This window comes from Mycobacterium interjectum (assembly GCF_900078675.2).
GTDB lineage: Bacteria > Actinomycetota > Actinomycetes > Mycobacteriales > Mycobacteriaceae > Mycobacterium > Mycobacterium interjectum.
The window spans coordinates 556,963-570,229 of the sequence record NZ_LT546236.1; the positions used below are offsets into that span (position 1 = coordinate 556,963).

The 13,267-nt window shown below is 69.4% G+C and carries 10 protein-coding genes and 9 pseudogenes; 14 read left to right on the top strand and 5 right to left on the bottom strand.

The window, feature by feature from the left end:
* Position 1 precedes the first annotated feature (1 nt).
* The 11 genes and pseudogenes from BN4348_RS32610 to BN4348_RS32655 all read left to right on the top strand — a co-directional run.
* Positions 2-1,135 (top strand): 4Fe-4S dicluster domain-containing protein, encoded by a 1,134-nt coding sequence (locus tag BN4348_RS32610; protein ID WP_084453927.1) that lies wholly within the window; start codon positions 2-4, stop codon positions 1,133-1,135.
* A pseudogene (locus BN4348_RS61050) lies at positions 1,128-1,517 on the top strand (oxidoreductase); the annotation flags it as partial. The gene BN4348_RS32610 and the pseudogene BN4348_RS61050, both read left to right, overlap by 8 nt.
* A pseudogene (locus BN4348_RS32620) lies at positions 1,457-1,759 on the top strand (Ni/Fe hydrogenase subunit alpha); the annotation flags it as partial. The pseudogenes BN4348_RS61050 and BN4348_RS32620, both read left to right, overlap by 61 nt.
* Positions 1,760-1,964: 205 nt before the next feature.
* Positions 1,965-2,660 (top strand): annotated as a pseudogene (locus BN4348_RS32625) (cation:proton antiporter); the annotation flags it as partial.
* A gap of 105 nt (positions 2,661-2,765) precedes the next feature.
* Positions 2,766-3,776 (top strand): Acg family FMN-binding oxidoreductase, encoded by a 1,011-nt coding sequence (locus tag BN4348_RS32630; RefSeq protein WP_066908589.1) that lies wholly within the window; start codon positions 2,766-2,768, stop codon positions 3,774-3,776.
* Between the two features lies 1 nt (position 3,777).
* Positions 3,778-4,764, top strand: a pseudogene (locus tag BN4348_RS60685) (4Fe-4S dicluster domain-containing protein); the annotation flags it as partial.
* A gap of 24 nt (positions 4,765-4,788) precedes the next feature.
* Positions 4,789-5,823 (top strand): annotated as a pseudogene (locus tag BN4348_RS32635) (Ni/Fe hydrogenase subunit alpha); the annotation flags it as partial.
* 13 nt (positions 5,824-5,836) lie between these two features.
* Positions 5,837-6,160, top strand: a pseudogene (locus tag BN4348_RS32640) (iron-sulfur cluster-binding protein); the annotation flags it as partial.
* A complete protein-coding gene (locus tag BN4348_RS32645; RefSeq protein ID WP_066908430.1) occupies positions 6,161-6,919 on the top strand; it encodes an NADH-quinone oxidoreductase subunit B family protein in 759 nt (252 codons plus the stop codon).
* Positions 6,916-7,347, top strand: a pseudogene (locus tag BN4348_RS32650) (nickel-dependent hydrogenase large subunit); the annotation flags it as partial. The gene BN4348_RS32645 and the pseudogene BN4348_RS32650, both read left to right, overlap by 4 nt.
* 32 nt (positions 7,348-7,379) lie before the next feature.
* Positions 7,380-8,621 (top strand): annotated as a pseudogene (locus BN4348_RS32655) (bifunctional lysylphosphatidylglycerol flippase/synthetase MprF); the annotation flags it as partial.
* Between the two features lies 1 nt (position 8,622).
* Here BN4348_RS32655 and BN4348_RS32660 read toward each other — a convergent pair.
* Both BN4348_RS32660 and BN4348_RS61055 read right to left on the bottom strand, forming a co-directional pair.
* On the bottom strand, positions 8,623-9,057 hold the full coding sequence (locus BN4348_RS32660) for a pyridoxamine 5'-phosphate oxidase family protein (protein ID WP_066908437.1): 435 nt from the start codon (positions 9,055-9,057) through the stop codon (positions 8,623-8,625).
* A gap of 61 nt (positions 9,058-9,118) precedes the next feature.
* On the bottom strand, positions 9,119-9,247 hold the full coding sequence (locus BN4348_RS61055; RefSeq protein WP_407937887.1) for a hypothetical protein: 129 nt from the start codon (positions 9,245-9,247) through the stop codon (positions 9,119-9,121).
* Between the two features lie 178 nt (positions 9,248-9,425).
* On the opposite strand from BN4348_RS61055, the gene BN4348_RS32665 reads away from it, so the two are divergent.
* The 3 genes and pseudogenes from BN4348_RS32665 to BN4348_RS61060 all read left to right on the top strand — a co-directional run.
* The gene (locus BN4348_RS32665) at positions 9,426-10,277 is read left to right on the top strand and encodes a slipin family protein (protein WP_066908440.1); all 852 of its coding nucleotides are present in this window, start codon (positions 9,426-9,428) and stop codon (positions 10,275-10,277) included.
* 1 nt (position 10,278) lies between these two features.
* Positions 10,279-10,761: a TspO/MBR family protein gene (locus BN4348_RS32670; protein ID WP_066908443.1), complete on the top strand. Its 483-nt coding sequence runs from the start codon at positions 10,279-10,281 to the stop codon at positions 10,759-10,761.
* A 342-nt stretch (positions 10,762-11,103) separates the two neighbouring features.
* Positions 11,104-11,454 (top strand): annotated as a pseudogene (locus BN4348_RS61060) (phosphatidylglycerol lysyltransferase domain-containing protein); the annotation flags it as partial.
* A 1-nt stretch (position 11,455) separates the two neighbouring features.
* Here the strand turns inward: BN4348_RS61060 and BN4348_RS32680 are convergent.
* The 3 genes from BN4348_RS32680 to BN4348_RS32690 all read right to left on the bottom strand — a co-directional run bounded on the left by BN4348_RS32680 (position 11,456) and on the right by BN4348_RS32690 (position 13,266).
* The gene (locus BN4348_RS32680) at positions 11,456-11,890 is read right to left on the bottom strand and encodes a pyridoxamine 5'-phosphate oxidase family protein (protein ID WP_066908437.1); all 435 of its coding nucleotides are present in this window, start codon (positions 11,888-11,890) and stop codon (positions 11,456-11,458) included.
* Between the two features lie 61 nt (positions 11,891-11,951).
* Complete coding sequence (locus BN4348_RS32685; RefSeq protein WP_066908454.1) at positions 11,952-12,929, bottom strand: Acg family FMN-binding oxidoreductase; 978 nt, start codon at positions 12,927-12,929, stop codon at positions 11,952-11,954.
* 82 nt (positions 12,930-13,011) lie between these two features.
* Entirely contained in the window at positions 13,012-13,266 is a 255-nt protein-coding gene (locus BN4348_RS32690) for an acyl carrier protein (RefSeq protein ID WP_066908457.1), read from the bottom strand.
* Between the last annotated feature and the right edge of the window lies 1 nt (position 13,267).

Sequence of the window (13,267 nt, forward strand, 5' to 3'; positions counted from 1 at the left end):
TGTGGCGGTGACCGGAAACGGCGTAGACCATCAGGCCGCGTCGTTGGATGCGGCCGGCCTGTACCGCCTCGTCGAGGTGCTGATCGAGCGGGGCTATCGGGTGGTCGGTCCGACGCTGCGGGACAACGCGATCGTGCTCGCAGAACTCGAGTCGGCAGACGACCTGCCACGCGGCTGGGGCGTCGACGTCAGCCCCGGGCATTACCGGGTGCGCCGCCGCGACGACGGCGCGGCGTTCGGGCACTCGGCCGGCCCGCAGTCGTGGAAACAATTCCTCCACCCACCGCGACAGCGGATATGGGCCGGCACCCGGGACGGGACCGGCGAGCCCGACATCGATGACCCCGGAAAGGAAGCCCCGCGCTACGCGTTCCTGGGAGTGCGCGGGTGTGACCTGGCAGCGATCGCCACCCTCGACGGCGTGCTCGGCCGCACCGACTATCCGGACAATTCCTATGTCGGGCGCCGGCGGCGGGCCTTCGTCGTCGCCGTGAACTGCACCGAACCGGGCGGACTGTGCTTCTGCGCATCGATGGGCACCGGCCCCGCGGCGGGGCCCGGTTACGACCTCGCCCTCACCGAGCGCCTCGCCGGTGCCGCCTACCTCGTCGACGTCGGCAGCCCGGAGGGCGCCGACGTGCTCGCCGCGGTGCCGCACCGGGCCGCCGGCGATGACGAAGTCGCTTCTGCGCGAGGCGAAGTCGAGGCCGCAGCCCAAAAGATGGGCCGCCAGATGCCGGAGACCGATCTGCGGGAGCTGCTGATCCGAAACCGCGAGTCGCCGCAGTGGGACGAGGTCGCGAGCCGCTGCCTGACCTGTGGCAACTGCACGATGGTCTGCCCGACCTGCTTTTGCACCAGCACCGAGGATGTCAGCGACCTCACCGGCGAGCACGCCGAGCGGTGGCGGGAGTGGTCGTCGTGCTTCGAATTCGATTTCACCTACGTGCACGGCGGCGGCAGCGTCCGCCAGTCCGGCGCCTCGCGCTACCGGCATTGGCTGACCCACAAGCTGGGCACCTGGCACGACCAGTTCGGCATGTCGGGCTGCGTGGGCTGCGGCCGCTGCATCGCGTGGTGCCCCACCGGCATCGACATCACCGCGGAGATGAACAAGATGGCCGGCGATGACTGAGCCGGCGTCGGCCATGGCGCCAGTTCCCTACCGGGTGCGCAGTCGCGTTGTGGAGAGCCCCGATTCGGCGACGCTGTGCCTGGAGCCCGTCGGCGAGGCACTGCGGACCCCCCAACCGGGGGAATTCATGATGCTCTACGCGTTCGGGGTGGGCGAGGCCGCGATCTCGATCAGCGGCGACCCGTCGGTGACCGATGGCTCGATCACCCACACCATCCGCGCGGTCGGCGCGGTGAGCCGCGCCCTGCACAACGCCGAGCCGGGCAGCGTCGTCGGGGTCCGGGGGCCATTCGGGACCACCTGGGGGCTGGACGAGGCCGCCGGTCGGGACCTGGTCATGGTCGCCGGCGGGGTCGGCCCGTGCCCGGTGCGGTCTCTTATCCGCNGCTGCTGTATCACGGGTACCGGATCGGCGAGGAGGGGCTGGTGTCCGCGGCGACGATCATCCCGCCGACCTCCCAGAATCAGGCGGCCATCGAAGCCGACCTGGCCCGCCTGGTGTCCGGCAACCTCTCCCTGGACGATGCCGAGCTGACCGCGTTGTGCGAGCAGTTGATTCGCAGCTACGACCCGTGCATCTCGTGCTCCGCGCACTTCCTGAAGCTGACCGTCGACCGGCAATGACCGGCCCCATCGTCGTTATCGGCCTCGGCAATCGCTACCGCCGAGACGACGGCGTCGGCATCGTGGCGGCCGACGAGCTGGACCGATTGGGGCTCAATGGGGTTCGGGTCGTCACCGACGTCGTGGAGCCCATGAGCCTGCTGGAGGCGTGGTCGGGCGCGGGGCTCGCCGTGGTGATCGACGGCGCGGCATCGACGCCGCCGGCGNGATCGCCATCGCCGACGCCGCGTGTATTGTGTTGCTGCCGTTGGTGATCGATTTAAAACGCGCCCCGATCGCCGCGCTCGGTGGGCTGGCGATCGCGGCCTGCGCGGTGGTGCTGTTCCTGCTGCTGCGCGGAGCCGACCGCAGGGGCTGGCGCCGGCGCCTGCATGTGTACTCCGAGGATCACCGGTTCGCGCTGGAATTGCGGACGAACCTGGTCGTGCTGTTCGGGCTCGCGGCGCTCGCCGCCGACACCCACGTGTCGATCATGCTGGCGGGCTTCGCGTTGGGTCTGGTGATCGCTTTGGTCGGCGAACCACACCGGCTGGCGCGCCAATTGTTCGGCATCACGGAGGGGTTCTTCAGCCCGCTGTTCTTCGTCTGGCTGGGTGCCTCGCTGCAAGTGCGGGAGCTGGGATCTCACCCGAAGCTGATCCTGCTCGGCATCGGGCTGGGACTGGGCGCCGTGCTGGCGCACTGCGCGGGAAGGCTGCTGGGACAGCCGCTGACGCTCGCGGTGCTGTCGGCGGGCCAGCTCGGGGTGCCGGTGGCCGCGGCCACCATCGGTACCCAAGAACACCTTCTCGTCGCGGGCGAAGCGTCGGCGCTGATGTTCGGCGCCCTGCTGACGGTCACCGCCACGTCGATCGCGGGCGCGCTGGCGGCACGCGGCCAGGCTCGGGTGAGCGCTCCCTAGGGATTGGCCCAAAGTCCTTTTGCCTAGTGCCGTCATGCTCTCGTTTCGCCCGGGGTGATTCCGCATTGTGGTGTGCAGGAGCTTTACCCGAAGGGAACCGCAGCCATGACCGCACGATTTCCGGACGCCGGCACGGTCCGGACCGTCCTGACGCTGGCATCCCGGGCACCCTCGGTGCACAACACGCAACCGTGGCGGTGGCGCGTCGACGCCGCGAGCCTGCACTTGTACGCCGACGCCGAACGGCAATTACCCAACACCGACCCGGACGGCCGCGACCTGATCCTGAGCTGCGGCACCGCGCTGCACCACTGCGTCGCCGCCTTCGCGGCCGTCGGGTGGCTGTCCAAGGTGACCCGGCTGCCGAACCCGGACGACCCCGACCACCTTGCCGCGATCGAATTGTCCCCGTACCCCGCCGACGCCGTCGACATCGCGCTTGCCGCGGCGATACCGCGGCGCCGCACCGACCGGCGCCACTACAGCTCCTGGCCCGTGCCGGTCGCCGACATCGCGCTGATGGCCGCGAGGGCGGCCCGAAACGGCGTGACTCTGTGCCAAGTCGAAGACCTCGACAAGCTGCACAAGATCGTCGCCGAATCCGTTGCGGAGCACATCAACCGCGATTACCTCGCCGAGCTCACCGCATGGAGCGGGCGTTACGCCTCGGTCGCGGGGGTTCCGGCCCACAGCACGCCGGCGTCGGACCCCGCGGCGAAAATACCGGGCCGATTTTTCGCCGGTCCCGCGCTGCCGATGCCGCGGGACTCGTCGCCCGGCGACGACAGTGCCGTCGTGCTCGCCCTGGGAACCCGGGCCGACGATCGGCTGGCGCGGCTGCGCGCCGGTGAGGCCACCAGCCTCGTGCTCCTGACCGCGACGTCGTTGGGGCTGGCCAGCTGCCCGGTCACCGAACCGCTGGAGATCGCCGAAACGCGCGAGTCGGTCCGGTCCGACATCTTCGGCGGGGGTGATTACCCGCAGATGCTGCTTCGGGTGGGCTGGGCGACGATCAACGCCGACCCGTTGCCGGCGACGCCGCGGCGCGACCTCTCGGACTTCGTCGAATGGGTGAATGGGCACGACGGCAGCGGCGCAAGCGATCTAGGCGGATGATGTGGCGGTGACCGGAAACGGCGTAGACCATCAGGCCGCGTCGTTGGATGCGGCCGGCCTGTACCGCCTCGTCGAGGTGCTGATCGAGCGGGGCTATCGGGTGGTCGGTCCGACGCTGCGGGACAACGCGATCGTGCTCGCAGAACTCGAGTCGGCAGACGACCTGCCACGCGGCTGGGGCGTCGACGTCAGCCCCGGGCATTACCGGGTGCGCCGCCGCGACGACGGCGCGGCGTTCGGGCACTCGGCCGGCCCGCAGTCGTGGAAACAATTCCTCCACCCACCGCGACAGCGGATATGGGCCGGCACCCGGGACGGGACCGGCGAGCCCGACATCGATGACCCCGGAAAGGAAGCCCCGCGCTACGCGTTCCTGGGAGTGCGCGGGTGTGACCTGGCAGCGATCGCCACCCTCGACGGCGTGCTCGGCCGCACCGACTATCCGGACAATTCCTATGTCGGGCGCCGGCGGCGGGCCTTCGTCGTCGCCGTGAACTGCACCGAACCGGGCGGACTGTGCTTCTGCGCATCGATGGGCACCGGCCCCGCGGCGGGGCCCGGTTACGACCTCGCCCTCACCGAGCGCCTCGCCGGTGCCGCCTACCTCGTCGACGTCGGCAGCCCGGAGGGCGCCGACGTGCTCGCCGCGGTGCCGCACCGGGCCGCCGGCGATGACGAAGTCGCTTCTGCGCGAGGCGAAGTCGAGGCCGCAGCCCAAAAGATGGGCCGCCAGATGCCGGAGACCGATCTGCGGGAGCTGCTGATCCGAAACCGCGAGTCGCCGCAGTGGGACGAGGTCGCGAGCCGCTGCCTGACCTGTGGCAACTGCACGATGGTCTGCCCGACCTGCTTTTGCACCAGCACCGAGGATGTCAGCGACCTCACCGGCGAGCACGCCGAGCGGTGGCGGGAGTGGTCGTCGTGCTTCGAATTCGATTTCACCTACGTGCACGGCGGCGGCAGCGTCCGCCAGTCCGGCGCCTCGCGCTANCACCGCCGAACGGAGCCAGCAGTGAATCAGTCCACCCGCACGCTGAGCGTCGGCACGCTGACGCGTGTGGAAGGCGAGGGCGCGCTGCACGTCACGCTGAAAGACGGCGCCCTGCAAAGCGTGCAGCTCAACATCTACGAGCCACCGCGATTTTTCGAGGCGTTCCTGCGCGGGCGCGCCCATACCGAGCCGCCCGACCTGACCGCGCGGGTCTGTGGCATCTGCCCGGTCGCCTATCAGGTCAGCGCCTGCAACGCGATCGAAGACGCCTGCGGCGTGCGGGTGGACGAGGAGCTCGTCGCGTTGCGGCGCCTGCTGTACTGCGGCGAATGGATCCACAGTCACGTCCTGCACATCTACCTGCTGCACGCGCCGGACTTCCTCGGCTATCCCGACATCATCGGCATGGCACGCGACCACGCGCGGGCCGTCGAGCGCGGGCTGGCGCTGAAGAAGGCGGGCAACCAGCTGATGGAGTTCGTCGGCGGGCGCGCGATACACCCCGTCAACGTGCGGCTAGGCGGATTCTATTCGGTGCCAACGCGTTCCGAGTTCGCGCCGATCGCCGAGCTGTTGCGCCGCGCGCTGGACAACGCGCTTGCGACCGTCGAGTGGGTGTCCGGCTTCGAGTTCCCCGACCTCGAGCTCGACCACGAGTTGCTCGCGCTCACGGCGCCCGGCCGGTACCCGATCGAGAACGGCGCCATCGGGCGCAGCGCGGGTCCGTCGTTTCCGGTGGCCGAGTTCACCGCGCACGTCGTCGAGTCGCAGGTGCCCTACTCCACCGCGCTGCACGCGACTCTCGACGGCGGTCGCTACCTGACCGGGCCCCTGGCCCGTTACTCGCTGAACTCGGCGGCGCTTTCGCCCGTCGCGGCGCAGGCCGCCGCCGGCGCCGGGCTTGCCGGCGAATGCCGAAACCCGTTCCGCAGCATCGTCGTCCGCGCCGTCGAGGTCGTCTACGCGGTCGAGGAGGCGCTGCGCATCATCGACGAATACCAGCGCCCGCCGCGCCCGTTCGTCGACGTCCCGGCGCGGGCCGNAGTGGGCCCAGGACCCGCAAATCGAGCTGCACGTCACGGTCGACGTCCCGGTCCAGGGCTGGCGGGGCGAGGTCGGACTGGTCACCGAGCCGCTGCGCCGGCTCAAACTCAACCCCGGCCGTACCACCGCGTTCCTGTGCGGGCCGGAGCCGATGCTGCGGTTCGGCGCGGAGGCCCTGCTCGCCAAAGGCCTCGCCGCCCAAGACATTCGGGTATCGCTGGAGCGCAACATGCAGTGCGGGGTCGGCTGGTGCGGTCACTGCCAGCTGGGACCGCTGCTGTTGTGCCGCGACGGCCCGGTCGTCGGCTACGACGTTGCCGGCCCGCTGCTGCAAGTGAAGGAGCTGTAGATGGGCCCAACCACGTTGGCCGTGTGGAAGTTTGCCTCCTGCGACGGCTGCCAGCTGACCCTGCTGGACTGCGAGGACGAACTGCTCACCCTCGCCGACCAGGTGCAGATCGCTACGTTCGCCGAGGCCTCCAGCGCGATGGTCGGCGGCCCCTACGACGTGTCGCTGGTCGAGGGCTCGGTCACCACCCGCCATGACGAGCAACGCATCCGCGAAATTCGCGAGCAGTCCAAGGTTCTGGTCACCATCGGCGCGTGCGCCACGGCCGGGGGAGTGCAGGCGCTGCGCAACTTCGCCGACGTCGCCGAGTTCGCGTCCGTCGTCTACGCCAAGCCCGAGTACGTCGACACGCTTGCCACCTCCACGCCGGCGTCGGCGCACGTCAAGGTCGACTACCAGCTGCCGGGCTGCCCGATCGACCGCGGTCAGCTGCTCGACACCCTCGCGGCGCTGCTGATCGGGCGCAAACCGCGGATCCCGGCCAAGACGGTGTGCACCGAGTGCAAGCAGCGCGGCGTCACGTGCGTCGTTGTCTCCGAGGGCATCCCGTGCCTCGGCCCGGTGACGCACGCGGGCTGCGGGGCGCTGTGCCCCCGGCACCATCGCGGCTGCTTCGGCTGTTTCGGGCCGTCCGCGGCGCCGGCAACCGCGACGCTGATCCCGCTGCTGCGCCGCGACGGCATGTCCGACGGCGACGTCGACCGGGTGTTCTCGACCTTCAACGTCACCGCTTTCACCGCCGAACGGAGCCAGCAGTGAATCAGTCCACCCGCACGCTGAGCGTCGGCACGCTGACGCGTGTGGAAGGCGAGGGCGCGCTGCACGTCACGCTGAAAGACGGCGCCCTGCAAAGCGTGCAGCTCAACATCTACGAGCCACCGCGATTTTTCGAGGCGTTCCTGCGCGGGCGCGCCCATACCGAGCCGCCCGACCTGACCGCGCGGGTCTGTGGCATCTGCCCGGTCGCCTATCAGGTCAGCGCCTGCAACGCGATCGAAGACGCCTGCGGCGTGCGGGTGGACGAGGAGCTCGTCGCGTTGCGGCGCCTGCTGTACTGCGGCGAATGGATCCACAGTCACGTCCTGCACATCTACCTGCTGCACGCGCCGGACTTCCTCGGCTATCCCGACATCATCGGCATGGCACGCGACCACGCGCGGGCCGTCGAGCGCGGGCTGGCGCTGAAGNGGAGGTGCGCGAACACCTGGGCTTGTATCGGGCCGCCCCCGGCAGGTTCGGCTGGTCGGTGGCGCTGCTTGTCGCCGCGGCCCTGATTGCGCGCGGCATCTTTCTGGGTCGGCCGGTCACCGCCGGGCACGCGACGATCGCCGCCGCCGCGGTGGGCGCGGCGCTGTCCGCGCACTTCCTTTCGTTCGGCGGGTTCGGCAACGTCCTCATCGCCGCCGGCGGGCTCGCGCTCATGTCGCCGACGACGGCCAAACCGCAACCGGAGCTGCTGGAGCGGGTGTGGGCGCTCGTCGACGCCACCCGCGAGGACGCGTTGGCGCCCTTCGCCATGCACTCGGGCAAGAGCTACCACTTCAACCCCGAGGGCTCCGCGGCGATCGCGTACCGCACCCGGCTCGGGTTCGCCGTCGTCAGCGGTGATCCGATCGGCGACGTCACCCAATTCGAGCGTCTGGTAACCGATTTCGTCCGCATGTGCCGAAGCAGGGGATGGCAGATCATCGTGTTGGCCGCCGGTGAACGGCACCTGGGGCTATGGCGCGACGGCGTGGTCGGGCAGAAGATGCTCGCGGTGCCGATCGGCCGCGACGTGGTCGTCGACGTTCGCCACTTCACGTTGCGGGGACGCCGCTTCCGCAACCTGCGCCAGGCCGTGCAACGCACCCGCAACTGCGGGGTCACCACCCAAATCGTCGACGAACAGGAACTCGATCAGGCGCTGACCGCCGAGCTGACCGACGTGCTGTACGCCGCACACCGCGCGGCGCGCACCGAACGGGGCTTCTGCATGAACCTCGACGGCGCCCTGCGGGGCCGCTACCCCGGGATCAAGCTGGCCGTCGCGCGCGATCGGCGCGGCCGGGTGGTGGCGTTTCACCGATACGCGACCGCGGACGGGGGAGCGGAGGTCAGCCTCGACGCGCCGTTCCGGCGCCCGGACGCCCCCAACGGCGTCGACGAACGACTTAGCGTTGACATGATCGCCGATGCGAAAAGCAAGGGCGCGCTTCGCCTTTCGCTGGCTTTCGCCGCCTTTCCGGAGATCTTCGATGCCGCCGATCCCACGCCGCTGCAGCGGATCGCGTATCGCCTGATCCACCTGCTCGACCCGCTGATCCGCCTGGAATCCCTGTACCGCTACCTGCGCAAGTTCCACGCCCTGGCCGAGCGGCGCTATGTGGTGCTCTGCGCTCACCACATTCCGGCGGCGCTGGTGGTGTTGCTGTCGCTGGAGTTCCTGCCGCGACCGCGCCGCCACCGGCTGGTGCGTTGACTCAGGCGCGATCGCGGCTGCCCAGCAGCGGCGGGCCGAACCGGAACCGGCGGCCCGTGACCACCTCGGGCATCACCCGCACGTAATGGGTCTTCTCGGTCGACGTCCACGGCAGCAGCTGGGCGCGTTCGGCTTCCTCGACCTGCTCGTCGGTGCGCAGCGAGCGCGCCCGGCCCTTGACGATGACGCTCCAGCCCTCCGCGACGTTGTGGTCGTCCACCTCGAACAGCACGCGGTTGTTGATCGCGGTGCTGACCAGCTTGGTGCCCTCGGCGGTGCGAAACAGCACGGTGCGGTTCTGGACGGCGTAGTTGACCGGAAAGATCTCGGGCTGGCCGTCCACGCTGGTGACCAATCGCCCCAGCGTGACGCCGGCCATCAGGTCCCAGCATTCGTGCACCGGCAGGATGGTCACCACATCATCGGTCCCGGACATCAGCCACCCTTCTTCGATGGGTCAAAGTTCTTCAACCACTTGCCGGTTCGTGCCAGTGTAGCTAGCGGATCTGCAGGACGTCGCCCGGCGCGCGCCGGGGGGTGGGCGGGGGAACGGCCTCCATCGGCGGCGCTATCCCGGCGCGGATCAGCACCTGCGGCTGGCCGCCGCCGGCGAGCATGCCCCGCACGATNCGTCGCCGACACCGGTCATGGCGCCGGTTTGACCCCTGCCGTGCAGCGCGCCGTCCCTGCGGTGGTCGGCATGGCGGTGGCCGAAATCAACCGCCGGCGAAAGGGTCCTTCGGTGGGGTGACGGGGGACTTTTGGCCGCTGACTGACGATCGCGGCGGCCCTAGCGTCAGTGGCATGAGTCAGAGTGCCATTGCGTGGATGGTTTCCGGATCGGTCGTCGTGGCGCTGCTGGCGATCGCCTCGATCAGGGTGGTGCAGCAGTATCAGCGCGGTGTGCACTTTCGGCTCGGCCGGGTGATCGCGGTGCGCGAACCCGGCCTGCGGTTCATCGTTCCGATCATCGACCGCCTGTTGCGGATTTCGATGCGCATCGTGACCATGCCGATCCAGTCGCAGGGCATCATCACCCGGGACAATGTGAGCGTCGACATCGCCGCGGTTGCCTACTTCCGGGTCGTCGATGCCCGCAAGGCCGTCGTCGTGATCGAGAACGTCAACGCCGCCATCGACCAAATCGCGCAAACCACGCTGCGCAACGTCGTCGGACAACATTCCCTCGACGAAGTGCTCGCCCAGACCGAGAAGATCAACGGCAGCATCCGCCAGATCCTCGACACCACCACCGTGGAATGGGGCGTCGAGGTCACCCTCGTCGAGCTCAAGGACATCCAGCTGCCGGACAGCATGAAGCGGGCGATGGCGCGGGAGGCCGAAGCCGAGCGCGAGAAGCGGGCCAAAATCATTGCCGCGGAAGGGGAAGCCCGCGCCGCCGCCGCCCTCGGCGACGCGTCCGACACCATGATGCGCCACCCGCTGGCCCTGCAACTGCGCAACCTGCAGACCCTGCTCGAACTCGGGGTGGAAAAGAACACCACCATCGTCTTCCCCGCCCCGCTGATGACCGCGATCGGGGAACTCACCACCTTCCTGACGCGCGAGTCGGACGCGTCGAGGTCCACCGAACAAACCGTCAGGCAGGCCGGGGACACGCTCGTCCACGCCGCGACACTGCGGACGGGAGCTTGATGTGCGGGCACGGACCCTGATCCCCACCACGGTGGCGGTGGCGGCGACCGGTGTCCTCGGCGGTCTGGCCAGTCGGCCGGCCGCTTCACCGTGGTATCGGTCGTTGCGCAAGCCGCCCTATCAGCCCCCGCCGCAAGCGTTTCCGATTGTCTGGCCGTTGCTCTACGGGGACATCGCGATCGTGTCGTCGAACGTCCTGGACGAGCTGGAGCGTCGCGGGCAGAAGCGCGAGCGACGCGAGTATGTGACCGCCCTGGCTGTGAACCTTGCGTTGAACGCCGGGTGGTCGTGGCTGTTCTTCAACCGGCGGCTGTTGGGCACCTCGGCAATCGCGGCGGCGGTACTCGCCGGCAGCAGCGCCGACTTGGCCAGACGCGGGGTGGCCGTTCAGGGCAAGCGTGCCGCACCGCTTGCGTTGTATCCACTCTGGTGTGCCTTCGCGACGCTGTTGTCCGGCCATGTCTGGTTTCTCAACCGACGCTGAGCCGCCGCCCCTACTCGGGAAACGGCGCGGGCGCGAACGGGTCCTGGTCAGCGCCGACGTGCCGGCGGCCCGCGTCGGCAGCGTCGCGATCCTGCTCTGCGCCCTGGGTTGGTTGGCACTGCTGGAGGTGCGCGAACACCTGGGCTTGTATCGGGCCGCCCCCGGCAGGTTCGGCTGGTCGGTGGCGCTGCTTGTCGCCGCGGCCCTGATTGCGCGCGGCATCTTTCTGGGTCGGCCGGTCACCGCCGGGCACGCGACGATCGCCGCCGCCGCGGTGGGCGCGGCGCTGTCCGCGCACTTCCTTTCGTTCGGCGGGTTCGGCAACGTCCTCATCGCCGCCNGCCGTTCCGGCGCCCGGACGCCCCCAACGGCGTCGACGAACGACTTAGCGTTGACATGATCGCCGATGCGAAAAGCAAGGGCGCGCTTCGCCTTTCGCTGGCTTTCGCCGCCTTTCCGGAGATCTTCGATGCCGCCGATCCCACGCCGCTGCAGCGGATCGCGTATCGCCTGATCCACCTGCTCGACCCGCTGATCCGCCTGGAATCCCTGTACCGCTACCTGCGCAAGTTCCACGCCCTGGCCGAGCGGCGCTATGTGGTGCTCTGCGCTCACCACATTCCGGCGGCGCTGGTGGTGTTGCTGTCGCTGGAGTTCCTGCCGCGACCGCGCCGCCACCGGCTGGTGCGTTGACTCAGGCGCGATCGCGGCTGCCCAGCAGCGGCGGGCCGAACCGGAACCGGCGGCCCGTGACCACCTCGGGCATCACCCGCACGTAATGGGTCTTCTCGGTCGACGTCCACGGCAGCAGCTGGGCGCGTTCGGCTTCCTCGACCTGCTCGTCGGTGCGCAGCGAGCGCGCCCGGCCCTTGACGATGACGCTCCAGCCCTCCGCGACGTTGTGGTCGTCCACCTCGAACAGCACGCGGTTGTTGATCGCGGTGCTGACCAGCTTGGTGCCCTCGGCGGTGCGAAACAGCACGGTGCGGTTCTGGACGGCGTAGTTGACCGGAAAGATCTCGGGCTGGCCGTCCACGCTGGTGACCAATCGCCCCAGCGTGACGCCGGCCATCAGGTCCCAGCATTCGTGCACCGGCAGGATGGTCACCACATCATCGGTCCCGGACATCAGCCACCCTTCTTCGATGGGTCAAAGTTCTTCAACCACTTGCCGGTTCGTGCCAGTGTAGCTAGCGGATCTGCAGGACGTCGCCCGGCGCGCGCCGGGGGGTGGGCGGGGGAACGGCCTCCATCGGCGGCGCTATCCCGGCGCGGATCAGCACCTGCGGCTGGCCGCCGCCGGCGAGCATGCCCCGCACGATGTCCCGGCTTTCGTCCAGCTCGATCAGGTGGGTCAGCGTGCAGGTCGCCAGGAAGGCCATCGTGCACTCCAGCAACACGTTCGACAAGGCTTCACCGCAACGCAACACGTCGGCCCGGGTGTCCCCCGGGGTGGACAGCACCATGATTTTCGACCAGTCCACCGCGACCTCGGGACGCCGATCCGCGTGGCCCCTGACCGGGAATTCGCGCGCCACGTCCACCCGGCCGCTTTCCTTGTCGGACAACAGCGCGCGCGGCGGCACGCCTGCGTTGCACGCGAACGGCGAAGTCCACCACTCGAGTTCGGCGTGATAGGACGCGTCGTCGCGACGCAGCGCTTCGGTGAGCCGGGAGGCCTGGGCCAGCCCGGGTCGCTGCCCGTCGCCGAGCACGTCGAGCGTCACGACGCTCTCGTCGAGCGTGCTGCGCACGACGGGCTCGAAGAGGCTCCAATAGGTGGGCTCCCCCATCGGAAGCCGGTCGGTTCGCCGGTGCAGGATCGCGTTGGCGCGGTCGCGCTGGGCGCGCGTGACGTGTTCGACCGGACTGAATTCGATCGTCGCGAGGTGGTTCGGGTCATTGGGGTTGGGAAATCGTTCGGTCTGCGCGCCCCAGCCCGCGGCGAGCATGGCGACCCGAACGTGATCGAGCGCGGCGCCACAGCTGAGGATGGCCTCCCGGCCGGAACGGTCGGTGCCCGGGACCGTTCGGTCGCGGTCGACGAAAAGTTGCAGCGCCCCGTCCTCGACCACCCACCGCCAGGGCTGGCTGTTGTGCACCGACGGAGCCCGGCACGCGAGTTGCACCGCCCTTTTCAGGGTCTCGGCGTCCGGGGTCGCGTCCATAACATCGACGGTAGGCGTCATCGGAGTGGCTGGCCAGGGTCGTTTGTCCCGGTCGGCGGGGGCCATTCGGACGGCAAAGGGCCTACGCCGAGGCGTTCTTCTCGACGTAGCCGACGACGTCGGCCAACGTCCGCAGCGATGCGTAGTCCGATTCGGGGATGTCCACGTGCAGCCGGCGGTGGATGCCGCGCAGAAAGCTCAGCCAGTCCATCGAATCGAGGTCGACCTGGTCGCGCAGCAGGACATCGTCGCGGATGTCGTCCGGCTCGACTTCGGGGGCGATGGTGGTCAGCACGGACAGCACCACCGAGCGGGTGTCTTCGTTCGTCGTCGTCATG